The 23,164-nt window shown below is 51.7% G+C and carries 24 protein-coding genes; 5 read left to right on the forward strand and 19 right to left on the reverse strand.

From position 1 onward, the window contains the following. Window positions 1-18: 18 nt before the first annotated feature. The 6 genes from C1714_RS02995 to C1714_RS03020 form a co-directional block, all read right to left on the reverse strand. Complete coding sequence (locus tag C1714_RS02995) at window positions 19-1,911, reverse strand: vWA domain-containing protein (protein WP_102341798.1); 1,893 nt, start codon at window positions 1,909-1,911, stop codon at window positions 19-21. After that, entirely contained in the window at window positions 1,898-3,262 is a 1,365-nt protein-coding gene (locus C1714_RS03000; RefSeq protein WP_102341799.1) for an SEL1-like repeat protein, read from the reverse strand. Before C1714_RS03000 ends, C1714_RS02995 begins: the two co-directional genes overlap by 14 nt. After that, window positions 3,255-3,992 (reverse strand): tetratricopeptide repeat protein, encoded by a 738-nt coding sequence (locus C1714_RS03005; protein ID WP_102341800.1) that lies wholly within the window; start codon window positions 3,990-3,992, stop codon window positions 3,255-3,257. The genes C1714_RS03000 and C1714_RS03005 overlap by 8 nt, the downstream gene beginning before the upstream one ends. Window positions 3,993-4,007: 15 nt before the next feature. Beyond that, window positions 4,008-5,558 carry an AAA family ATPase gene (locus tag C1714_RS03010; protein ID WP_102341801.1) on the reverse strand — a complete coding sequence of 517 codons (1,551 nt, stop codon included), beginning with the start codon at window positions 5,556-5,558 and terminating at the stop codon, window positions 4,008-4,010. A gap of 106 nt (window positions 5,559-5,664) precedes the next feature. Continuing rightward, entirely contained in the window at window positions 5,665-6,657 is a 993-nt protein-coding gene (locus C1714_RS03015; protein WP_102341802.1) for a ribose-phosphate pyrophosphokinase, read from the reverse strand. Then, the gene (locus C1714_RS03020; protein WP_245304992.1) at window positions 6,650-7,648 is read right to left on the reverse strand and encodes a bifunctional UDP-N-acetylglucosamine diphosphorylase/glucosamine-1-phosphate N-acetyltransferase GlmU; all 999 of its coding nucleotides are present in this window, start codon (window positions 7,646-7,648) and stop codon (window positions 6,650-6,652) included. The genes C1714_RS03015 and C1714_RS03020 overlap by 8 nt, the downstream gene beginning before the upstream one ends. Window positions 7,649-7,723: 75 nt before the next feature. Between C1714_RS03020 and bcp the strand changes: the two genes are divergently transcribed. The 4 genes from bcp (at window position 7,724) to C1714_RS03040 (ending at window position 11,286) form a co-directional block, all read left to right on the forward strand. Beyond that, entirely contained in the window at window positions 7,724-8,176 is a 453-nt protein-coding gene (gene bcp, locus C1714_RS03025; protein ID WP_102341803.1) for a thioredoxin-dependent thiol peroxidase, read from the forward strand. After that, a complete protein-coding gene (gene yaaA / locus C1714_RS03030) occupies window positions 8,173-8,913 on the forward strand; it encodes a peroxide stress protein YaaA (protein WP_102341804.1) in 741 nt (246 codons plus the stop codon). Before bcp ends, yaaA begins: the two co-directional genes overlap by 4 nt. A 37-nt stretch (window positions 8,914-8,950) precedes the next feature. Beyond that, a complete protein-coding gene (locus tag C1714_RS03035) occupies window positions 8,951-9,484 on the forward strand; it encodes a transposase (protein ID WP_102341805.1) in 534 nt (177 codons plus the stop codon). 314 nt (window positions 9,485-9,798) lie between these two features. Continuing rightward, complete coding sequence (locus C1714_RS03040; protein WP_102343134.1) at window positions 9,799-11,286, forward strand: IS1182 family transposase; 1,488 nt, start codon at window positions 9,799-9,801, stop codon at window positions 11,284-11,286. A 221-nt stretch (window positions 11,287-11,507) separates the two neighbouring features. Here C1714_RS03040 and ispE read toward each other — a convergent pair whose 3' ends face one another. From ispE to C1714_RS03070, 6 genes are read right to left on the reverse strand one after another with little or no spacing between them, the layout of a single operon-like run. Then, window positions 11,508-12,362 carry a 4-(cytidine 5'-diphospho)-2-C-methyl-D-erythritol kinase gene (gene ispE, locus C1714_RS03045; protein ID WP_102341806.1) on the reverse strand — a complete coding sequence of 285 codons (855 nt, stop codon included), beginning with the start codon at window positions 12,360-12,362 and terminating at the stop codon, window positions 11,508-11,510. Next, window positions 12,359-13,207 carry a 16S rRNA (adenine(1518)-N(6)/adenine(1519)-N(6))-dimethyltransferase RsmA gene (rsmA, locus tag C1714_RS03050; RefSeq protein ID WP_245305000.1) on the reverse strand — a complete coding sequence of 283 codons (849 nt, stop codon included), beginning with the start codon at window positions 13,205-13,207 and terminating at the stop codon, window positions 12,359-12,361. Before rsmA ends, ispE begins: the two co-directional genes overlap by 4 nt. Beyond that, window positions 13,189-13,740 carry a ribonuclease M5 gene (gene rnmV / locus C1714_RS03055; protein WP_102341808.1) on the reverse strand — a complete coding sequence of 184 codons (552 nt, stop codon included), beginning with the start codon at window positions 13,738-13,740 and terminating at the stop codon, window positions 13,189-13,191. The genes rsmA and rnmV overlap by 19 nt, the downstream gene beginning before the upstream one ends. Continuing rightward, complete coding sequence (locus tag C1714_RS03060) at window positions 13,737-14,525, reverse strand: TatD family hydrolase (RefSeq protein WP_102341809.1); 789 nt, start codon at window positions 14,523-14,525, stop codon at window positions 13,737-13,739. The genes rnmV and C1714_RS03060 overlap by 4 nt, the downstream gene beginning before the upstream one ends. 2 nt (window positions 14,526-14,527) lie before the next feature. Further along, window positions 14,528-15,850 carry a tRNA uridine-5-carboxymethylaminomethyl(34) synthesis GTPase MnmE gene (gene mnmE / locus C1714_RS03065; RefSeq protein WP_102341810.1) on the reverse strand — a complete coding sequence of 441 codons (1,323 nt, stop codon included), beginning with the start codon at window positions 15,848-15,850 and terminating at the stop codon, window positions 14,528-14,530. Window position 15,851: 1 nt separating this feature from the next. Continuing rightward, window positions 15,852-16,385 (reverse strand): hypothetical protein, encoded by a 534-nt coding sequence (locus C1714_RS03070; RefSeq protein WP_102341811.1) that lies wholly within the window; start codon window positions 16,383-16,385, stop codon window positions 15,852-15,854. A 362-nt stretch (window positions 16,386-16,747) separates the two neighbouring features. On the opposite strand from C1714_RS03070, the gene C1714_RS03075 reads away from it, so the two are divergent. Further along, on the forward strand, window positions 16,748-17,329 hold the full coding sequence (locus tag C1714_RS03075; protein WP_135567871.1) for a hypothetical protein: 582 nt from the start codon (window positions 16,748-16,750) through the stop codon (window positions 17,327-17,329). 62 nt (window positions 17,330-17,391) lie between these two features. Here C1714_RS03075 and C1714_RS03080 read toward each other — a convergent pair whose 3' ends face one another. The 7 genes from C1714_RS03080 to atpF form a co-directional block, all read right to left on the reverse strand. Next, a complete protein-coding gene (locus C1714_RS03080) occupies window positions 17,392-17,763 on the reverse strand; it encodes a hypothetical protein (RefSeq protein ID WP_102341813.1) in 372 nt (123 codons plus the stop codon). A gap of 117 nt (window positions 17,764-17,880) precedes the next feature. Then, the gene (gene atpC / locus C1714_RS03085; RefSeq protein ID WP_102341814.1) at window positions 17,881-18,306 is read right to left on the reverse strand and encodes an ATP synthase F1 subunit epsilon; all 426 of its coding nucleotides are present in this window, start codon (window positions 18,304-18,306) and stop codon (window positions 17,881-17,883) included. Then, window positions 18,303-19,694: a F0F1 ATP synthase subunit beta gene (gene atpD, locus C1714_RS03090; protein ID WP_102341815.1), complete on the reverse strand. Its 1,392-nt coding sequence runs from the start codon at window positions 19,692-19,694 to the stop codon at window positions 18,303-18,305. Before atpD ends, atpC begins: the two co-directional genes overlap by 4 nt. A gap of 18 nt (window positions 19,695-19,712) precedes the next feature. Beyond that, entirely contained in the window at window positions 19,713-20,573 is an 861-nt protein-coding gene (gene atpG / locus C1714_RS03095) for an ATP synthase F1 subunit gamma (RefSeq protein WP_102341816.1), read from the reverse strand. Window position 20,574: 1 nt separating this feature from the next. Next, complete coding sequence (gene atpA / locus C1714_RS03100; RefSeq protein ID WP_102341817.1) at window positions 20,575-22,104, reverse strand: F0F1 ATP synthase subunit alpha; 1,530 nt, start codon at window positions 22,102-22,104, stop codon at window positions 20,575-20,577. Then, window positions 22,101-22,646 (reverse strand): ATP synthase F1 subunit delta, encoded by a 546-nt coding sequence (gene atpH, locus C1714_RS03105; protein ID WP_102341818.1) that lies wholly within the window; start codon window positions 22,644-22,646, stop codon window positions 22,101-22,103. The genes atpA and atpH overlap by 4 nt, the downstream gene beginning before the upstream one ends. Beyond that, entirely contained in the window at window positions 22,636-23,151 is a 516-nt protein-coding gene (gene atpF / locus C1714_RS03110) for a F0F1 ATP synthase subunit B (protein ID WP_102341819.1), read from the reverse strand. The genes atpH and atpF overlap by 11 nt, the downstream gene beginning before the upstream one ends. Window positions 23,152-23,164: the final 13 nt, after the last annotated feature.

The following is a 23,164-nucleotide window of genomic DNA, read 5'->3' on the forward strand; positions in this document are numbered from 1 at the left end:
AAACCGGGAGGCATTTTTTTAGAGAAGGCGGGCAATGATATTCAGAATCTGACCCGTCAGTTTTTCCAGATCGACACAGTCCACCAGGTTCGGATATATTTCCTTCAGATCCCCATACGTATCCCCATCATCCGAATCGTCGAGTGCGACGGCAATGATATCTGTGCCGCGCCGCGTAATCTTGCGGACCGCGTTGGCTGTATCCTTGGTTGAAACCGGATCATAATAGTCATCATAGCCATGCGAAGGAAGACCGTCCGACAGTACGATAATGAGCTTCCTCTCCGCCTGGGACTTCTGGATCAGATACCTCTCCGCCCAGAACAGGGCAAGCGCATCGCGGTTTTCCTCGTCGGCGGATATGTGCATCAAATTGTACTTTTCCTCAGGCCGCCCGTGGAAGTCGACGAGCACATTCGCCTCGATCGCCGCCTCATCATGCGGCGCACGATGCTCGACAATCGCATGTTCAATGCCGGTACGGCTCAGCACCTCATGAAGAATGACGCTGGACTTCATCGCTGACTCGATCCGCTCGCCATACATCGATCCCGATCCATCCACCAAGAGAAGCACCGCCATGTCCGGCACATCGATGCCTTCCACATTGCGATACCAGTAATGCCTGTGCGGATCGCCCAGACGGCTGGACGTAATTCCGTTTCCGAAGGCATAATTTTCTTCGCGCTCCGTTACCCGCGCCTTCAAAATCTGAACCAGACGCGACGCATAGGAACGGATATTGAGCTGATAGCGGTCAAAGATGTTCTGATACGCCCTGCGCATATCGAAATCGATCTTCGGATGTTTCTCTTTGATCTGAATGTTTTTATGGATGACGGCGCAGTCATATTCCGTACCCTTACGGACGAATACCTGATCCGGCCGCCCGACGATCTTCATTCCGTTTATATCGGCCGCAAACTGCTCTACCGCCTGATGCAGCTGGGCAAGGTTCTTCTCCCGATCATCCGGATCAAAGAGACGGCGGCTGACAGCCTGTTCCTTTCCCGTGCGTGAAGAGGAGAGCAGACTACCGGAAGAAGTGCTGTGCGTCTTTGTACCCCCGAGCATCCGTTCCGTTTCCCTGCCAATTGCAGTAACTGCCTTTTTCTCTTTCTCATCCGCAAGATCCGGAATCAGAGGCTCAATGACCGTAAACACCTGACCCGTATAGTCGTAGCGCAATGAAGGAGAAGGAGCCATCGATCCCTTCAGAAACAGCGGCTTTGTCGCTTCGACATAGGACGCAATCTCTGCCCCGGGATCCCCCTGATCCAGCATCGGATACAGCAGAAAGCCCACCATATAGTCCAGGTAAGATATCAATGTACTGATCTTTTTACCTGTTTCATCATCGCTGTCTTCCTTCATTTTGGAAAAGTTTCGCTGCATCGTACCTTCATCTTCATGGGAAAGAAACAGCCGCGAAACACGTCCGAACTCAAGGTAGAAGGCCGTATTGTCATAGACCGAACTGCCGACAGCTTCAATGTAGGCATCCTCGATAATATTACCGATGGATGCCATGACCTTCCGGCGGATTCTGGTATTGCACCGGGGGTCTCTTACAGCCGCAGACGGTATTTCGGTGTACAGAAGATGCAGACATTCATGAATGGTCTGTGCCCGCGTAATGATGCGCAGCGCATTCCACGTATCCGCAAGGATATATCCCGGCCAGCCAAGATATTCCGACGTCTTCTTCAGAGCCTGCGTATCGTAGTAAAGATTAGCCGCCGCCGGGTCCACCACGATGTTTCGTCCATCGGTAAAAGCCTGGTTCTCATTAATGAAAAAGAGACGAACCAGTTCATCTTCCGCAAATGTCTGAGCAAAGTTCTCCTCCAGACTCCGGTTGTAGTCGCACTGAAACTCCTTCAGTATTTTCGCCGCATCACAAGCGTTCATCCCGATCACTCTGTTCTTTCATTTTTTCTTCGATTTCCTTGATCATCGCTTCCGCCATCCCTGCGCGCATCTGACAAAAGCCAGGATGATCTCCCGTTTCCGATGCGGAAAGGTAATACTTCTCTGCCTGCGCAAAGTATTCCTTAGCGCGCTCGAGATCCTTTCCACAGCCGATTCCGTGCCTCAGCTCCACGCCAAGGCGGTAACAGGCATCAGCGTACATGAGCGGTTGAGTAACGGGATTCGTACAGCCTTCCACAATCTGAAGAAGATCAAAGGACGCCTCTGGATCATGATGAACAAAATTTGACCACCGGAACATATCGCTGCAGGAAATATAGCCGTCGATGTTTCCTAGAAGTGCCGCCTTAGAAAACCATAGATAGGCCTGTTCATGGTCCACCGGGATTTTCCTTTCTCCGGTCAGAAACCAGCTGCCAAGATAGTCTGCCGCTACCGGATCCCCTTCCTGCGCCGCCAGGCGTAGCAGCTGCACTGCTTTCGGATAATTTTTAGGGACACCGTTTCCATACCAGTACAGAAGGCCGCAATCCACCATTGCCCGATGATTTCCGGCCTGAATCGCCGTCTGATAATACCGCAGACCGCGTTCAACCAGCTCCGGTTCCACCTCTTCTGAACGGTCCGTAAAGAAGATGTAATCCGCAACCTGAACCATGGCCGGGATATCACCATCCTCTGCTTTATGAATCAGCGCTGGCGAGAAATTCTCATCCTCCGCCATCGCCGGCGCTGCCTGTATTCCCTTTTCCTCTAGGTCCCTGAGCCGCTGACGCACCGCCGTTTCAACAATATCGTCACGCACTTCTTTGACCATATCCAGCGCATACCTGTACAGGGCTAAGGCAGTCCTCGGATCTTCCGCAACATAAAGGCCGTCGCGGTAGAAATCACCGACACGGTACATCGCATGCGGATCCACCAGAATCGCAGCCTTGGAATAGTAGACATACGCGCCGCGCAGGTCCACGGCGCATCCCTCTCTTCCCTCCGCGAGCATGTCGGCATATTCAATCATCGCCTCTACATCATCATGATCCGCAGCCTGCTGAAGCAGTTCCATGGCTTTGTTGAAATCGCGGTGAATAAACCATCCATACCTGTAGAGACTGGAAAGAACCTCCATCGCCCAGGTGCTGCCTTTCATGACATCGAGCTGCAGATTCTTGACTGCTAAATAATGACTTTCCTGCCGTGCATGCCGATCACCGTTTCGAAGAAGGCAGATGATTTGAGCCAGATCCGGATCTTCTTCCGCACTGTCATCCTGCTCTGACAACAGATTCAGAAACTTCAGCCACGCCTGATCTTCGGCTGTGGTTTCAAGCATCGGCTTTCATCTCCCGAATTACTTCATCCAGTTCCGCTTCAGCACGGGAAAGGACGTTATCCGTGAAACGGTCTCCGTTTTCCCGACGCTGCTTGAACCCATCGACCGCCTTAGCGAGATACACGCGTGCATCTGCGAGGTTCTTTGGCGTCCCCGTCCCATAATGGAAACATGTCCCAAGGCGCCTGCACACATCGGGCCAGCCGTAGAGCGGCCGATCCTCTTCATCGAGAATCTGCATACAACTGCGGTAGAGGAGAAAGCCCGTGACCTGATCCTTCGGCACATAGAGGCCCTTCATAAAGAAGTCGCCGACTTTATACCAGGCCACATCATCCCCGAGCATAGCCGCCTTCGTAAAGTACATGTACGACTTTGCATAATCTACCGGCAGAGAGCCTCTGCCGTAGTAGTACATGTAGCCCATGTTGGAGATGGCCGGAACATTGCCCGCATCGGCAGCCTTCTTATAGCAGTAGACAGCTTTGTCAAAATCCTGATCCACATAAAGACCGTTGTAGTACACGGCACCAAGGTCCACCATCGCATCAGAATTCCCTGCCGCGGATGCCTTTTTCAGATAGTCGAGTCCACGCTGGAACCATTGAGGATCCATATCCGGATCGTAGGCTTCAAAAAACAGAAAATGTCCCAGTTCTGCCATGGCACCTATATCGCCGCTATCTGCTTTTCTCATTGTTTCCTTCAGACTGTTTGTATCGTCCGTCATGGTATTTCCCCTTCCTCAATCCCATTTATAAAGCATCAGGATGCCGCGAATTGTATCTTCCAGATTTCTGTCACACTTGGCAATCGGAATCAGCGTATCTTCCGCCGCCCTGATATAGCCGTCATACGTGGCGAGCCGTGCCCAGTTTTCCAGATTACGCGGCGAAATGACGACATCGAGTTCTTCCTTTTCAATCTTCTTCTTGAGCTTGTGGTAGACGCTGATCATCTTGTTTACAACAGGTTCACATTCCGGTACCCGCGTCACGAGCATCCGGTGGATCGCTTCATCACTCAGCTCTGCCACCTCGATGATGCCGTTGAAACGGTTGTAGAGCGCCTGGTTCAGTTCCTTCGTGCCGAAGTAGCCGGCGTTCATCGTCGCAAAAAAGCGGAAGTTGCGATGGCGTCGAACCGTTTCACCATTATCCAGGCGCACAAAACCATTGTCATCGAGCAGAGAATTGAGAAAGGCAAGATGCTGGGGCTTCGCGAAGTTGATCTCCTCAAAGACAACGGCTCCGCCTTCGCGGATCGCCTTCGTCACATAGCTTTCCCTGAAGATGATGCGATCATCCTGCGGAATATATTTGCCCAGAACGAATTCATCCAGATTCTCGGTACAGTTGATCGTATCCACGATCGGCAGACCGATCGTCTGACATATCAGCTTGCATGAGATCGTCTTGCCCGTACCGGCCGGCCCGTGCAGCAGCACTGCGAGCATGTCGCCGGAAGCGACGGCGCTGCAGACGCTGGCAAGATTGCCAGGAAGAACGAACTCACTGCCAAGATGCGGGATCAGACTCTTCTGTTCCTCAGAGAAGGCATCGGACGGGAAGGTGATGATCCTTGTCCGATCTTCCTCCTTCTTTGCCTCATTCCGATTCTGACGGATGACTGCCGTGCCGGCGACATAGGAATGGAGACCTTCGGTATCGAAGTCGGCCAGATCCATACAGGCAATTTCATACTGCTCATTCTTATGGTTCTGGTAGAAGTCTTCATGGATATTGACAAAGGTATCGGCCTCCGGATTTTCGGCAAAATTATCCATCAGTGAACGGAAGTCGGTGTTGGTCTCCATTTCCGCCGCCAGCAGTACCATGAACATCGGCAGCATTTTGTACTGCTCATCCAAATGGGTAATATCGCCTTCGATCCAGCGGCCGTTGATGTCATAGGCAGCGACCGTCACATTATGATCCTTGAACTGGGCCCGGTAGAAGGCAACGGAATGATCAATCACATCATTGTCGTGATAGTCCTGCGGAACAAGGAACTGCAGGCGGAAGAGACTTCTGTTTTCGTCATACCAGTAATCTCCAAAGGGATTTCCCACGGCCGCCGCCTGCATCATTGATGTAAAGAGAATGACAGATTCACCGATCGGCTGGCACAGCGATGTCGTACCCTTAAACGACTGGTTGTTGGGATGAACGTAATACTGCGTCGCATCCGAAAGATGATGAAATCCGAAGCCCCTGTATATTTCCTTCGAATTACTGCGGACACAATGATACGATGCCTTGAACAAAGAGACGGGTTCCGTCGCACTTCTGTTCATGATGATTTCTCCACTTCCTTTTCCACTATTCTAGCGCAGGCGGCGCATAAAAAAGGCACCTGTCCTGCGGCAGGCGCCTGAATAAATAACGAATGATACGGATGAATTACTTGACGGGCGACTCATCCGGTGTCGGATCATCATAGCGGTCATAGACACGGGATACGGATGTGTGATTCTGAATCGCATCGATCGTCTCCGCCAGAACATCGGCCATCGAGAGCACCGTCACCTTCGTCGTCAGCTTCTTCTTTTCTTCTGACAGCGGGATCGTATCGGTGATCGCAATCTCCTTGATCGGCGACGCCTCAATCTTCTGCAGCGCATCACGCGAGAAGACACCGTGCGTAATACCGACATAGATATCCTTCGCGCCGAAGTCCTTCAAAATACGTGAAGCTGCGCAAAGCGAACCGGCCGTATCACAGATATCATCCACGATGATACAGTTCTTGCCCTTCACATCACCGATGACGCTGTTGGCTTCCACTTCATTCGGACGCGGACGGCGCTTATCAATGATCGCAATCGGCGCATTGTGCATGATCGTAGCCATGCGGCGTGCACGGACAACTCCACCATGATCCGGCGAAACGACAACGAGATCGTCCAGCGGAATCTTCTTGTCCAGCATATAACGGCTCAGAATGGGAACTGCCGTCAGATCATCGATCGGAATATCGAAGTAGCCCTGAATCTGTGCCGCATGCAGATCGACCGTCACAACGCGGTCCGCACCCGCAATCTGCAGAAGATTCGCAACCAGCTTCGCCGTAATCGGCTGATGCGCATCCGCCTTACGATCCTGACGCGCATATCCGTAGTATGGCATGATGACGTTGATTTCACCGGCACTTGCACGCTTCAGCGCATCGATGCAGACAAGGACTTCCATCAGATGCTCGGTCACAGGCGGGCATGTACTCTGAATAATGAAGACCGAACGGCCACGCACCGTCTCCTGCGGCGTAACCATGATTTCGCCGTCTGCGAAGTGTTCTACCTTGATGCGGCCCAGCGTCAGACCCAGTTTCTTGGCAATGCTTGCCGCAAGATCCGTAGAGCTGGTGAGAGCGAAGAGGACTGTTTCCTTAACCATTTGACTTACCCCCGAGTTTTTGTGCAAAGGTCGTGTTATCTTCAATGTTGGTATCAACGATCGTTGAACCGCCTAGAATTGTAACATGATTTCCTATATAGGTGCTCCCGTAGATTTCAGTGCAGGGATGAATTACAACATCATGTCCAAATGTCACATACGGACCAATGTAGGTCGTATCCGGATCGATCATCGTTACGCCTGCCTTCATCCATTTTTCATTGATTCTGTGCTGCAGCCATTTGGAGGCACGGGCCAGTTCCACGTTGTCATTGACCCCTTCCACCTCTTCGCGGTTGCCTGCCGTTACGGCCTTCACCTTCCAGCCGTGTTCGCGGAAGATCGCGACAAGGTCCGTAATGTAATATTCCTTCTGGGCATTGTCATTGCGCAGCTCCTTTAATCCTGCGAAGAGCTTCTCGTTGTTAAAGGCATAGATGCCGGTATTGATCTCATTGATCTTCTTTTCTTCCGGCGTCGCATCCTTTGCTTCGACGATCCGTTCCACTTCTCCGTTGGCTCCGCGCACAATGCGCCCGTAGCTGCCCGCATCGTCCAGCTTCACTGTCAGCACGGACATATCCGCATCCGCAATCGACTCAAAGAGCCTTTGCAGCGTTTCCGGCTGAATCGTCGGCGCATCGCCGTTGATCACAAGAGTCACTCCGCGTTCCTCCGCCAGCTGGCGTGCCTGCATGACGGCATGCCCTGTTCCAAGCTGCGGCTCCTGCAGGGCAAATTCACACTGTCCCGCCAGCGCCTTTTCCACTTCCTCGTGCCGGTAGCCCGTGACCGTCACAATCCGGTCTGCTCCGGCTTCACGAAGCGAATGAACAATGAGCTCCGCCATCGGAACTCCGAGAATCTGATGCAGCACCTTCGGGGTATCGGACTTCATCCGCGTCCCCTTGCCGGCCGCCATAACAATCGCATTCTTCATATCCTGTTTTTCACCATCCGTAAGACAACAACCATTATAGAAGGTTCTCATTCCATCGCCACCCAAAGCATACTACTGTCAATTTTCCATTTCCTTTTTCTATAATCACATTGTAAGGAGACTATTATGCTCAATCCAGGTACCGAAGCACCCGATTTCACCCTCAACGACCAGAACGGAACACCGCGTTCCCTCCACGAATTCCGCGGAAAGAAAGTCGTTCTCTACTTCTATCCCAAGGATATGACATCCGGCTGCACCAAGCAGGCATGCGGCTTTGCCGAACTGTATCCCCACTTTCAGGAAAAGGATGCCGTCGTCATCGGCGTCAGTAAAGATTCTGTCGCCTCGCACCGCAAGTTTACGGACAAGTACGGACTTCCGTTCATTCTGCTGGCGGATCCCGACACCACTGTTCTGCAGCAGTACGGCGTCTGGCAGGAAAAACAAATGTACGGACGCAGCTATATGGGCGTCGTACGTACGACCTATCTTATTGATGAAAACGGCGTCATTGTAAAGGTGATGGCAAAGGTCAATGCCTCGAGCAATCCGGCCGACATGCTCGCATTGCTATGAAGGTGATCATTTCCCCCGCCAAGAAGATGAAGATCGAGGAAGACATCGAATGGAAAACCGTCCCTGTCTTCCTTTCTGATGCCCAAAAGCTCCAGAACACAATCAACGACCTCTCCAGCAGTGAAAAGAAAGCGATGTGGAACTGCAGCGACGCCATTGCCAAAGACAGTGAGCGGATCTTTGCGCACATGGATCTGAATGCAGGTCAAACACCAGCCTTATTTTCCTATAACGGCATCCAGTATCAGAACATGGCGCCGGAAGCCTTTACTACGGATGAACTGGACTGGCTCCAGGATCATCTGCGCATTCTCTCGGGATTCTATGGGGTACTGAAGCCGTTCGATGGCATCGTACCCTACCGCCTCGAGATGCAGGCAAAGCTGAACATTGACGGACACACCAGTCTCTACCACTTCTGGGGAAGAAAACTGTACCAGGAAGTGATGGACGACAGCCACGTCCTGATCAATCTTGCCTCGAAGGAGTACAGCGACGCCATCACACCATACATTGATCAGACAAATGGCGATCGCCTCATCAACATCATCTTCGGCGTCCAACATGATCAAAAAATTACGATGCCGAGTGTCTATGCCAAAATGGCAAGGGGAAGATTTGTCCGCTGGATGGCAGAGAATCAGATTGAAGATATCAGCGACTTTGCTAAGTTCAATGACGGTTATACCTTCAGCCCGGACCACTCAGATGAAATGACACTCGTATTTCTGCAGTAGCCGGAACCGGTACGCTGCAATTAATGGTTACAAGAAAGTGCACATTCCGCACTACCGCACGAAAGGCGGAAAGTATCTGCTGGTGTTGTCAACGAATGCGATCAACATCAGAAACGGCAATCTGATCGTTCCGATGAGTCGTACGTTTTCAAAGCAGCATCCGGATCTGGATTCCATACGCATTCCGGTACCTGAAAGAATTTCAGGCAGGCACATCGCTGAAGTACGCATCGTGCCCGTTCTGAACGGCAAGGCACTGAAGATTCAGTACTGCTACGAGCAGGAAGAGGAGCCGCAGAATCTGAATGCGGACAATGTATTAGCCATTGATGTCGGTCTCGATAATCTTGCGTCATGTGTAACAACCACGGGGACGTCCTTCATCGTTGACGGACGTAAGCTCAAATCAATGAACCAGTGGTACAACAAGCAGATTGCACACTACGCATCGATCAAAGACCATCAGAACATCAAAGGCTTTACAGCCCGTATGAGCCGCATCACAGACAAGCGTAACCGGCAGGTGACAGACTACATGCACAAGGCTGCACGCCATGTCGTTGATTATTGAATGCACACTTTTCGGCGCGCCTTTCCTTCAAAATTACACACTTTTTGTTACGAGTTTTAGACCATTAATTCCATTTTTCTGCACGAGTTTTTTGTGTATCATGAGGGTGCTGAAAAAGTGCGGTTATCGAATAGCCGATTATACATCACCCATTAACCTATGAGCTGCTTGGACACGGATATCCAATCCAAAATGATAAGCGCGTAATCTGAATCAATGCGATGATTATGCGCTTTTTCTTCACATTTTGGTTGAAAAACATGCATGCATGGTATACAATGTGTCTATACTCCGGAGGTGTCTTTATGTTAAGAATGATTGATTTGCCCCAGTTGGATCTTGGCTCTTATAACGGGCTCTACGATATTCTGATCCCTGGAGATAACTTCTGGCGTCAGATGAACGAAACGATTGACTTCTCTTTTGTTGCTAAAGAAGTTCAGAAGAACTACAGCGACTGTATGGGCAGAACTGCAGCTGATCCGGTACTGCTGTTCAAATATCTGCTTCTTAAGACCGCACGTAAGCTCAGTGATCGTGATCTGATTGAAAGAGTCCGATATGACATGGAAATGAAATACTTTCTGGGCTACAGGCCTGAGGAAACTGAATTCATTGATCCGAGCCTGCTTACCAAATTCCGCAGAACCAGACTCAAGGATACCGATCTGCTGGATGTGCTGATTGGCAAGACTGTTGAAATCGGGAAGAAGAAAGGAGTCATTCATGATCATGAAAAGATCATCGTCGATTCCACTCATACCAATGCACTATACCAGCATATTTCTCCGCGTGAGGAACTGATCAGGCGGGCAAAGGAACTGAGAAAGTCTGTATATGCAGCGGATGAAACCATGAAGGACAGAATGCCGAAGAAGCGGGAAAGCAGCGGTCTTCTGGAGGATGAAATCGAATACTGCAAGGAACTGCTGGATCTGATCGCTTCAGATGAGCGGCTTCAGAAGATACCGGATATCCAGGAACGTCTCAATTACCTGAAAGAAGGAGTTGAAGACACGAGAGAACAGCTGGAATTCTCCAGAGATCCGGATGCGAAAGTGGGACACAAGACTGCAGACACTTCCTTCTTCGGGTATAAGACGCATATTGCCATGACCACGGACAGAGTCATTGTGAGTGCAGCAGTGACAACCGGAGAGAAACATGACGGCAAGCAGGCGGCAGATCTGATTGAGAAAGCAGAAGACGCAGGAGTAACCGTAGACGCTCTGATTGGTGATGGCGCATATTCCGAGAAAGACAATATTGAATACACCTCAGAAAAAGGAATTAAGCTGGCATCAAAGCTGAGTGAGAATGTTCTGCATGGAAGCCGGGAGAAAAAGTTTGAGTTCAACAAGGATGCCGGGATGTATGTATGCCCGGCAGGACATATGGCAGTCAGAAAAAGCAAAGGCGGTCAGGAGAAAGCAGCGAATGGTTCTGATACAAAAGTAGTTACCTATTTCTTCGATGTAGAGAAATGCAGAAACTGTCCTTTGCGAAACGGCTGTTACAAGGAAGGTGCGAAGTCTAAAACCTACTCGGTAAAGATCAAATCAGATACGCATATTGCTCAGATGGATTACATGAAATCAGATGAATTCAGAGAACTATATGCTGAGCGATACAAGATCGAGGCTAAGAATGCGGAACTGAAGCAGACCCTCGATTATGGAAATGCCCATGCGTGTGGAATGAGCGGAATGACGATACAGGCAGCAGTATCGATTTTTTTTGTGAACCTGAAGAGGATAAAAACACTGGAAACCAGCGTTAAGGGAGCACCAGATAAGGAATAATCCTTTATGATCCTCACGATATTCCACTGAAAAAAAGAAAATCCTGGCCAGTATCAGAACCGGTCAGGATTCTCATCCAAAATTTTGTTTACAATCCCTACTTTGTCAGCAGACTCGTGTATCATCACACTTTTTGTAACGAGTTTTGCAAAAGAAAAGCCATACCCGCATAAATCATCAGGCACAGCTTCAGTAATCACGAACACGAAACATCTATATTTCTATACCGCTGATCGTGCCAAGATCCGCGTCATACGCGTAAAATAGCCGCGCTGGCGCATCGTATCACAGGCATCGTTCAACAGCCGGCGCGATTGCGTAATACCAAACACCGTTGAGCCGGAGCCTGACATCAGTACGCCATCAAAGCCAAAGTCCGTCAGTTCCTGCTTCACCTTTTTGATTTCCGGCACAAGGTCCATCGACACATCTTCCAGCGAATTGGCTAGACGCCTAACAACGCCAGCATAATCCCCCTCGATCAGCGCCTGCCGCATCCCGTCCACATCCGGATGCACCGGTGTCTCCAGCTCATCAAACTTCTGAAAGGCAAGAGCCGTCGAAACACCGCGCTTCGGCTTCACCAGCAGCACATGGAAGTCAGGGTGGCAGACAAACGGCTCAATCACCTCGCCCGTTCCTTCCACCAGTGCCGGCTGATTCAGTACGCAGAACGGTACGTCAGAGCCTACCGACCGTGCCGCTTTCACCATATCGTTACGTGTCATATGAAGATGTTCCATCCGGTTGAGCATGCGGATGGCGGCCGCTGCGTCGGCGCTTCCGCCTGCGAGGCCGGCCTGTGTCGGTATGTGCTTCTCTAATACACAGGCATATTCCGAATCAAAATGATACATGTCCCGCAATACGCTGATCGCCTTGATCACCGTATTTTTTTCATCCACCGGAAGATAGGAGCGGTTTAAGCGCAGGCTCGTCTCTTCGGCACGTGTCATCTCCAGTACATCATAGAAATCAATCGGTACCATGATCATCCTGAGATCGTGATAACCGTCCTTCCGCCCCTTGACAACATCCAGACAGAGATTGATTTTCGCATACGCACGCTCTTTCATAACGACTCCCGATAGATCTTCATCAGATCATCCACCGACAGCTCCTGCGCCCGGTGCGAAGGTTCGATGCCCGCCCGCCGCAACACATCCGACGCCCTCTGTGCATCATCAAAGTACGTACGCAGATTGTTGTAGATCGTCTTGCGCCGCTGCTGGAACGATGCCCGCACCAGCGCAAAGAAGTCAGCCGTGTTCACAGACGGATCCAGATTGTCACGCCGCGCAAACTGAAGAATAATCGAATCCACCGCTGGCGAAGGATTGAAGCTCCTTCCCGGTACCGTAAACAGCTTCCGGATCGAATAGAGATACTGTCCCTCGACGGAGAGTGCACTGTACTCTGCGCTGCCCGGTGCCGCCGCAAAACGGTCACCGACTTCTTTCTGTACCATCACCGTAATCCAGGGAATATCCCCTTCTTCAAAGATCTTGAACAGTACCGGTGTCGTTATATAGTACGGCAGGTTGGCACATACGCTGATGGAACCGTAGGCTTCCTTCAGCGCCTTAGTCTTTTCATGCAGATCAGCTTCCAGGAAGTCCTGCAGAATGACTTCGACATTGTCATAAGCGCTGAGTGTATCCTTCAGCACCTCGACCATATCTTCATCCACTTCATAACAGGTCACGTGCTTTGAGACGCGGGCAAGAGCCTCCGTCAATGCGCCCAGCCCAGGCCCGATCTCGATGACAGCACCTTCGCTGTGTGATTGTTCTGCGCAGCGTGTCACAATGACCGGATCCACAAGAAAATTCTGGCCGAAGCCTTTCTTCGCCCTGAGATCATACTTTTCCAGGATTTCCTTCGTCCTTGAGGGGACGGCGATCATTTTGCGTTCTTCCACTGTACTATCGTCTCTTTCAGCTGTTCTTTCGTGATGCCAAGACAGCGCAGGCGATGCGCCATGGTCCTGGCATTTCCGTTTCCTATATGATACACGGATCCGACATATTCCCGTAAAGCCGCGGCATCTTTTGCGCCGGTAAAGCCCATGAGATAGAGATCTGTCATCGTCAGATCGCCCGATGGATCTTCGTCGATGACAACGAGGTTGCCAAGTGCCTGATCCAGTGCCTCCTTCGAGGCATGTTCGACGCCGACCTTCTTGTCGGTACGGGCATCTTTCTTTTCTACAAAGGCATTGAGACAGCCGGGTACCGTCTGATTGATGCGGCTGCGGATCCGGTTGCCGGGTGAATCGGGGTCAGTGAACACAATGACGCCGCGCACCTTCTGAACTTTGGCAATGAACTTCAGCGTCGCGTCATCAAGAGAGCTGCCGCCCGTCTCAATCGTGTCGCAGTCATAGTATTTTTTGAGGGTATCGGTGTCGTGATGTCCTTCCACAACGATCACCTGCTTGATGCGCTGCTTCATTTTCCCTCCAGAAAGCGGGTCCAGTTGACATCGATCTGTGCCGCCATCTCTTCCACCGTAATACCGCGGCACTTTGCAAGCACATCCACAATATACGGAATGTTGGACGGATCATTGCGCGTTCCCCGTACCGGTTCCGGCGCCATATAGGGACAGTCCGTCTCCGAAAGCAGATAGTTCACATCAATATCTGCGGCCACTTCCTTTGCGTGACGGCTGTTTTTGAACGTTACCGCTCCGCCCAGGGCGATGTAATAGCCCTGCTTCACAAATTCCCGTGCCATCTCCTTCGTGCCCGAGTAGCAGTGAATAAGGCCATGGACCTTGTGTTCCCGGAGGATGTCAAAGGTATCCTGAATCGCATCGCGGCTGTGCACCAGAATGGGCTTGTTCAGCTTCTTTGCCGTCTCGATCTGACGGATAAAGAGCTGCCGCTGCTTTTCCTGAATGACGGGATCCTTTTCCCAGTGATAGTCGATACCGATCTCGCCGACCGCAGTGATCATCGGATCACCCGCCATCGCTTCAAACCGTTCATAGTCATCTTCGGTGTATGTGCCGGCTTCGTCGGGAAAAATGGCAGTCGCAATCCGGAAGTCGATTCCCTTTCCTTCCTGACTTTGTACAAACGCCTTCGCGCGGCGCGCTTCCTCTTCCTTGAGGGTAATGATCATGATGCGGTCGACGCGGTGCGCCTTAGTCTTTTCCAGTACCGTATCCAGATCATTTTGAAACTCTTCTCCCATGAGGTGGGCATGGGAATCTACATAATGAATGTTTTCCATCGTCATTTTCCAAGGCAGAAGCGGGAGAAGATCTCATCCATGAGCTGTTCCTTTCCGCCTTCGCCGGTAATCTCCTTCAGTGCTTCCCAGGCATTCTGCAGATCCACCGTTACAAGATCGGGGCTGGCGCCGTCCTTCAGTTCCTGTTCGGCGCTGCGCATCGCATCCGCCGCCTGACGGGCAAGGCCGATCTGACGCTCATTATTGAGTGTATCGGACTTTGCGGAAAGGATGCCGTTGTGATAAAGGCGCTCAATCTCGTCAATCAGGGGCTGAATGTCCTTGTTCAGTGCGCTGATCGACAAGGTGCCGGGCAGATCCTTCTCGTCTTTCTTGTTGTAGACAACGATATGGGTGCGGTCTTTGACGGCGTCAAGAATCTTCTGATCCTCTGCCGTAATGCCGGCCGTCGCATCGAGGACGACAATCGCAAGATCCGCCTTCTTTAAAGCGTCGAGAGACTTTTCGATGCCGATCTGTTCCACTTTGTCGCGGGCTTCACGGATACCGGCCGTATCAATCAGATTCAACGTCAGGGAACCGAGGCGTACCGAACCTTCCACAAGGTCACGGGTCGTTCCGGCAATATCGGTGACGATCGCCTTATCCTCTTCCAGCAGAGCATTGAGGAGTGATGACTTGCCGACGTTGGGACGGCCGAGGATAACGGTATTAATGCCGTTGCGCACGAAGACAGCCTGGTCCGCAGTCCTGATCAGATCGGCGCACTGCCGGATCCATGCCTGCACCTCCGGCAGCAGCGTCTCATTAACAAGCGTCGGGACATCGTCATATTCCGGATAGTCGATGTTTACTTCGATCTGGGCCACGATCTGGGTCAGCTGATCCAATAACGGCTCCAGAATATGTTTCACCGACCCCTTCACTGCATGCATGGCGCTGGCTGCGTTCACCTCATCTTTGGAACGGATCAGGTCATTGACGCCTTCCGCCTGCGAAAGGTCCATCTTCCCATTGAGGAAGGCACGTTCCGTAAATTCGCCGCGGCGTGCCATCCGGATCCCGGTTCCTAACACAAGTGAAAGGATGCGGCGCGTAATATAGACGCCGCCATGGCAGCTGATTTCGACACTGTCCTCGCCCGTATAACTATTCGGAGCACGATACACCGCAAACAGAACATCATCAACCGCCTCACCGGCATCGTTAACGGTCCCGTAGTGAAGCGTATATCCCTCTGCCTCCGTAAGGTCAACACTGGCGATTTTATTAATATCAGCGATCGCATCCGGACCGCTGACGCGGATCACGGAGATTGCCGCATCCATCGGCGCCGTCGCAATGGCCGCAATGGTATCTGTCATATCACTTTCCGCTCTCGATATGGTCAATCTTGCCGTCGCCTTCCGGAATGATTTCCGTAATCTGCAGCGACGGATTGCGTGTCAGAAGGAACTGCGCAAAGCGCCCAGCCTGTTCCTTGGAGCTGCAGACGTCGCTCACGGAGCCTTCCGGGATCTGGAAGGTGAGCTTGAATTTTCCCTTCTTCAGCTTTTCGCCGCGAACGCCGATCAGATCTGTATAGGAAAACTCCACCAGAGAACGGTCATACACCATCATCCTGTCCTTCAGAAGAAACGCCTGGCCGATGACGACCGCATTATCGTATGCGTTCCAGTCTTCAATCTTCTTCAGCTGATTGCCGACCGTATTGCGCTCATAAATATATTTGATCAGAAAGACAACCATGACCGCCGCAAAGCCAAGCGCCAGATAGCGGAACACTTCGATTCCCGAATTAATAAACACCATCATGCATATAAAGGACAGCACAATCAGAACCGGAAGAATCACGGTATATTTCAATGTCACAAACGATCTTAAATAAAGTTTTGTCATTCGAATATCAACTCCTGCAAGCATTGTACACGGGGAATGAAAGGATTTGCAGAGAACACAACCAGGCAGATAAAAGATAAAATCCGAGCAGCTTTTTTCTTTCCAGTCAGACTTTCCCCCGCATTCGCGAGAAGCACATAGAAAAAAAAAGAACTACTGCCAACCACAAGGGAACTTAATCCTGGCATGGGACAGTTGTTCTTTCATCCCTAATATAGCCAGGCAAAATGTGAATGCAAGAGACAAGTGCTCATAGACTCAGGCTCAGCATCGCATATTCGGGTACTAGCAGAAAATCCATTGTTGGAAACCACCCTCTTTTTTATCTGTGACTTTCGGAGAGATCCTGCTAGTATCTGATCATGAGGCACAGATTTCTTCTTCCTACACCATTGTTCTGGATGATTGTTGCGGGAATGATAATGATCATTTCACTGTTTGCCGGTACCCGTTCCATTGATCCGGCAATCTATGCCCGTTACAAGCGTCGTCTTCCTTATAAATCCATTCCGATCTGCGGCACCAGTGAACTGAAAACCTACATGGATTACCGCACCATTACCGATCCGACATCGACCCAGTACGGCTATATCCGCCAGCACATGCATATCGACCGGGGAACCGGATTACTTTACGACGGCGACGGCTTCATCGGCGTCGCTCTTGGCTACAGCTTTGGGAGCATTGGATCCCGTTACTACTTCGTCCTCGACAGCGGCATTACTCTCCCCGTTGTCAAGATCGAAGAAAAAGATCCGAAGGATGCGTCCAACGGATGTACCGTGGACATCAACGGATCTGTACTTGAATTTGTGATTGATGCTGATCGTGCCGACGACTATTTCGGCACCGCAACCAACGGCCTCGTTCTGCAGGGAAACTTTAATAATGACCCCAGGTTTGCAGGAGCGATCTCTGAGATTGACCGCGTACTTGATAACTAACAAAACAGGCCTCCTGCGGCAGTATGCTGTACCAATCGTACTGCTGCAGAGCCAATCTCTTACTACCAGGAGCGGTGGTACCCGTTGGCCAGCAGAAGCTGACAGATGAAACGGGCAGAGCCGCTGCAGCGGACAGGAACACGGACGCTGCGGTCCTTCTGGTTGACCAAAGCGATACCGGCGATGTCCGCCAGCACCTCAAGAGAAGAGCCGTCCGGCATCTCTGGCGCCCCGTAACACTGCTGAAACAGGTAGCGGATCACCGAAGGCGAAACATGGGACTGCGGAAAGCCGGCGTATGTACCGGCCACCATGCGCCCATCCGGAAGAACCAGCGCAACATCAGAAAGCGTTAGTGTGAAGGCGAGCCCGCAGCCGTGAGACCACTTCTCAAGAGCGGAAGAAGAAAACGTAAGCGACTTGTTTTTTGCCATAAGAAAAACCTCCCTGCCGTCTGTCGGGTACAATGACCCCGCGGCTTCAGGAGGTTTGATATTCGTATTGCAGAAAGATAGTAACATCACTTCTGCTCAGACACAAGATCCGGATCTCTACTTTTTGGAATAATCCTGAATGTTGGCAGTGCCAGCAACCTTGAGGCGTGTCAGTGCCTTTTCCAGCGCAGCCTGCGCACGCTTCATATCGATGTTGGGATCATTGGAAGACAGCCGCTTCTCCGCTCTTTCTTTTGCCCGGATCGCGCGCTCCACATCGATCTCATCTTTGCCTTCAATGGCATCCGTCAGAATCTCAGCCACATTATCCTTGAAGTAGAACAATGCGCCGGCGATCGCATAGCTTCTGCGCTGTCCGTCTTCGACAGTTGTCATTTCGCCGATCTTCAGCATCGTCACTAATGGCATGTGTTCCGGTAGAATGCCCTGTATCCCATCCGTCGTCGGAATGTTCAGAATACTCGCATCCATTTCCCGATACACACCATGCGGCGTAACAACCCGGCAATGGATCAGATTCATTTCAGCTGCTCAGCTTTCTTGACGACGTCTTCAATCGTGCCAACCGACAGGAAGGCCTGCTCCGGCAGATCATCGTACTTACCGGCAAGAATTTCACGGAACGAGCGAACCGTATCCTTCACCGGAACATAGACACCCTTCATGCCCGTAAACTGTTCCGCAACCGAGAAGGGCTGCGAAAGGAAGTTACGAATCCGGCGCGCACGCGCAACCGTCTTACGATCCTCTTCGCCAAGCTCATCCATACCAAGAATCGCAATGATATCCTGCAATTCCTTATAGCGCTGCAGAATTTCCTGTACCTGACGGGCCGTCTCATAGTGCTCCTCGCCAACGACCAGCGGATCCAGGGCGCGGGAACTCGATCCCAGCGGATCCACCGCCGGATAAATGCCAAGCGCCGCAATTGAACGATCCAGAACCAGACGCGCATCAAGATGCGAGAATGTCGTCGCCGGAGCCGGGTCCGTCAAGTCATCGGCCGGCACATAGATGCACTGAACCGAAGTAATGGAACCCTTATCCGTCGAAGTAATGCGTTCCTGCAGCTGGCCCATTTCCGTCGCCAGCGTCGGCTGATAACCGACGGCACTCGGCATACGGCCAAGCAGAGCCGAAACCTCAGAACCAGCCTGCGTAAAGCGGAAAATATTATCGATGAACAAAAGCACATCCTGATGTTCCTCATCACGGAAATACTCCGCCATCGTCAATGCCGAAAGCGCAACGCGCATACGTGCACCCGGCGACTCATTCATCTGACCATAGAGAAGAACTGTATTAGGAAGAACTCCCGAATTCTTCATCTCATAGTACATATCGTTGCCTTCACGGGTACGTTCACCGACACCGGCAACGACCGAGCGGCCATCATGCTCAATGGCGATGTTATGAATCAGCTCCTGCTCAAGCACCGTCTTACCGACGCCGGCGCCGCCGAACAGACCGATCTTGCCGCCCTTCGTATAAGGGCACAGAAGATCAATGACCTTGATACCCGTCTCCAAGATTTCGGAAGAACTGCGCTGCTCCGCAAAGCTCGGCGCCTCCCGGTGAATCGGCCGCTTCTGCGTCGCCTTCACATCGCCCAGACCATCAATCGGCTCACCCAGGACATTGAACATCCGTCCCAGGACTTCATTACCGACCGGAACCTCGATCGGCGCACCCGTATCGATACATTCCATACCGCGCACCAGACCATCGGTCGAACTCATCGCAATGCACCGGACAATATCGTCGCCGATATGCTGCGCAACCTCGGCAACCATCTTCCCGTCCGGCTTCACAATGTCAATCTCATTGAGAATCGTAGGCAGATGATCCGGATGGAAGCGGATATCTACCACAGGTCCAATGACCTGAACAATCTTTCCTGTATTTGTCATATGCACTTCCCTCTTTCTTTATACGGCATTTGAACCGTTGACCACTTCCGTAATTTCCTGCGTAATCGCTGCCTGCCGCGCCTTGTTGTACTCCAGCAGCAGCTCTTCACTGAGATTGTCGGCATTGTCGCTTGCCGTCTTCATGGCAACTCTGCGCGAACCCTGTTCCGCCGTCGTCGCCTCCATCCATTCGGCATAGGCAACATTTTGAATCATCATCGGAATCAGCTGATCCAGAATCGTCACCGGATCCGGCTCAAACAAAGTCAGAATCTTTGGCCCGCTCTGTTCATCTTCTTCCACCTTCAGCTTCGTCGTATCCGTTGGCAGAAGCACATCGATCGCCGGCGCAAACGTCATCGTATTAATGAAGCGCGTATAAAGAACCTGAACCTTTCCGGCCTCATTCTGTTCATAGAGATGCGTACCTTGTTCCACCCATCCCTTCAGCTCCATCAGCGTCAGCTTATCCGATGAGATTGGTTTCTCATTCAGAATATGAAACCCGTTCTCCTGAAACTGATGATACATCGACGTACCAATCAGAACGATCGGATCCGCCGGATTCAGATTTGCCAGCGCAAACTTCAGAACGTTCGCATTGTAAGCTCCGCAAAGCCCCAGGTCACTGGTAAATACGATGGTCATCGCCATTGTGCTTGTCTTAGGCTTCAGATACATCTCATCCAGATCCGGACTGTCCGCCGCGATCGAAGCTACGGTTGACTGAAGCCGCTGCGCATATTCACGATTCTGTTCCATCCGGTTACGCTGCTTGAAGAGCTTCGCATTGGCGATCATTTCCATCGCCTTTGTGATCTTGCGCGTACTTTTTACGGAACGGATGCGTGAACGCAGAGCCTGCTTCGACTGCGCCATATTACTCCGCCGCTCCCTGCATCAGCGTATAGGAATCGACGGCCTCCTTCATGCCGGCGTCAATCTTCTCCTTCAATTCTTTGGAGAGGACGCCTTTCTCCTCAATCTCCGACTTCACTTCCGGATACTTCGTCGCAAACAGGGTATGGAGCTTCTTCTCAAAGGAAGCCACATCCTCCACCTTGACCGCATCCAGATAACCGTACTTCGCCGCATACAGCGAAAGCACCTGATCCGCCATCGAAAGCGGACGATACTGCGGCTGCTTCAACAGAGCCGTCAACCGCGCACCATGCTCAATAATCTTGCGTGTCGACGCATCAAGATCCGATCCAAACTGCGCAAAGCTCAGCATCTCGTTGTACTGCGCAAGATCCAGCTTCAGTGACGAAGATACCTCTTTCATCGCCTTCGTCTGAGCCGCAGAACCAACACGGGAAACCGAAAGACCCGAATCAACCGCCGGCCGCTGACCGGACGCAAACAGATCCGCCTGCAGGAAGATCTGACCATCCGTAATCGAAATCACGTTCGTTGGAATATAAGCAGAAATATCACCGGCCTGCGTCTCAATGATCGGCAGCGCCGTCAACGAACCGCCGCCAAGCTCATCACTCAGCTTCGCAGCCCGTTCCAGAAGACGGCTGTGCAGATAGAATACATCGCCCGGATATGCTTCACGTCCAGGCGGACGCTTCAGCAGCAGCGACATCGTACGGTACGCAACCGCATGTTTCGAAAGATCGTCGTAGATGATCAGAACATCCTTGCCCTGTTCCATCCACTCTTCGCCGATCGCACACCCCGCATAGGGCGCAATGTACTGCAACGGCGCCGACTCGGATGCACTGGCATCAACGATCGTCGTATATTTCATCGCGTCCGCTTCTTCCAGACGCGCCGCAAGACGTGCCACCGTCGACTCTTTCTGGCCAATGGCAACGTAAATGCAGTATACGTTCTTACCCTTCTGGTTGATGATCGTATCAACGGCGATTGCCGTCTTACCCGTCTCACGGTCACCGATGATCAGCTCACGCTGACCCTTGCCGATCGGGATCATCGAGTCAATGACCTTCAGACCCGTCATCAGCGGCTGATAAACGGAACGGCGCGCCATGACACCCGGCGCAACACGCTCAATCGGACGCGTCTTCTGGGTCTTAATATCACCCTTGTCATCAATCGGCTGACCAAGCGCATTCACGACGCGGCCAAGCAGCGCATCCCCGACCGGAACCTCAACGATTCTTCCCGTGCGGCGGACTTCATCGCCCTCTTTGATCTGCGTATCGCTGCCAAGCAGAACAGCGCCAATGTGATCTTCCTCAAGGTTCATGACCATTCCCATGACACCATGCGGGAACATCAGCAGCTCCGAAGACATCGCCTGATCAATCCCCTGAACCATCGCAATGCCATCTCCGACACTGATGACATAGCCAACATCATCCGAATGAATCTTCTGATCGTAATTTTTTATCTGCTCCTTGATGAGGGAGCTGATCTCTTCCGGACGGATCTGTTTCATGCCTGTCCTCCCTTCAGCAATGCGTCACGCATCGCATCGATGCGCGCCTTCATCGTTACATCGGTCACTTTGCCGTCTATGATCACCTTGATGCCGGCAATAACCGATGGATCAATCCTGTTGCTTAAAACCACGTTTCTGCCATACTGCTTTTCCAGTGCTGCCCGGATCCGTTCCATATCCTGATCCGACAGCTTCCGTGCACTGACAACCTGGCCCCGCATAATACCGAGATGCTCATCAGCAAGCGCAATATACGCCTCCAGAATCTCGCGCAGATACCAGATCCGGTTCTTGTCAATCAGCAGCTCCAGCAGATGCAGAACATCCACATCCACAGCTTCGCCAAGCGACTTCTTCAGAACCTCTTTCTTCTCGTCATCGGTAACCTGCACCGCCTCCAGAAACGTAAGCAGCTGCGGCGTCTCATCAATGACCTTAAGAAGCTCTTCGGCCTGTTCCTTTTTGGATTCCACCGTATCGTTGTCACGGGCCACTAAAAACAAGCCCTGCCCGTACCGGTTCGCCAGTTCACTCGGCATGGCTGTCTGCTTCCTTCACAAATGCGTCGACGGCCTGGCGGTCCATTTCTGCCCCGCTCTGCTGACCGATCAGTTTGCCGGCCGCAGCCAGTGCGACATCGACCATTTCTTTCTGCATGCCCTTATACATGGCGGCACGCTCTGCTTCAATCTGTTCATGGGCACGCTGCTTTTCGCCTGCCGCTTCCTTCTTAGCCTGGGCTAGGATCGCTGCCCGCTCATTGTTTGCCTCACTGACAGCCGCCGAAACAATTTCTTTGGCACGTCCACTGGCCTCATTGAGCTGACCCATAGCCTTTTCGCGGTCCGCAAAAGCATCCTGCTTCGCTTTCTCGCTGTCCGAAAGGTCAGCCTGCATCTTGGCGGTGCGGGCATCCATCCAGTTTTTCACGGACTTCCATAAAAATTTCTTCGCGAGAAGAAACAGAACAGCTGTGCTGCAGAGCTGAACCACCATCGTCAGCGGATTCGGAATCAGCTGACCAATGATGTCTACATCCAGCATCGCTTACTCCCCA

The sequence above is a fragment of the Galactobacillus timonensis genome (genome assembly GCF_900240265.1).
GTDB lineage: Bacteria > Bacillota_I > Bacilli_A > Erysipelotrichales > Erysipelotrichaceae > Bulleidia > Bulleidia timonensis.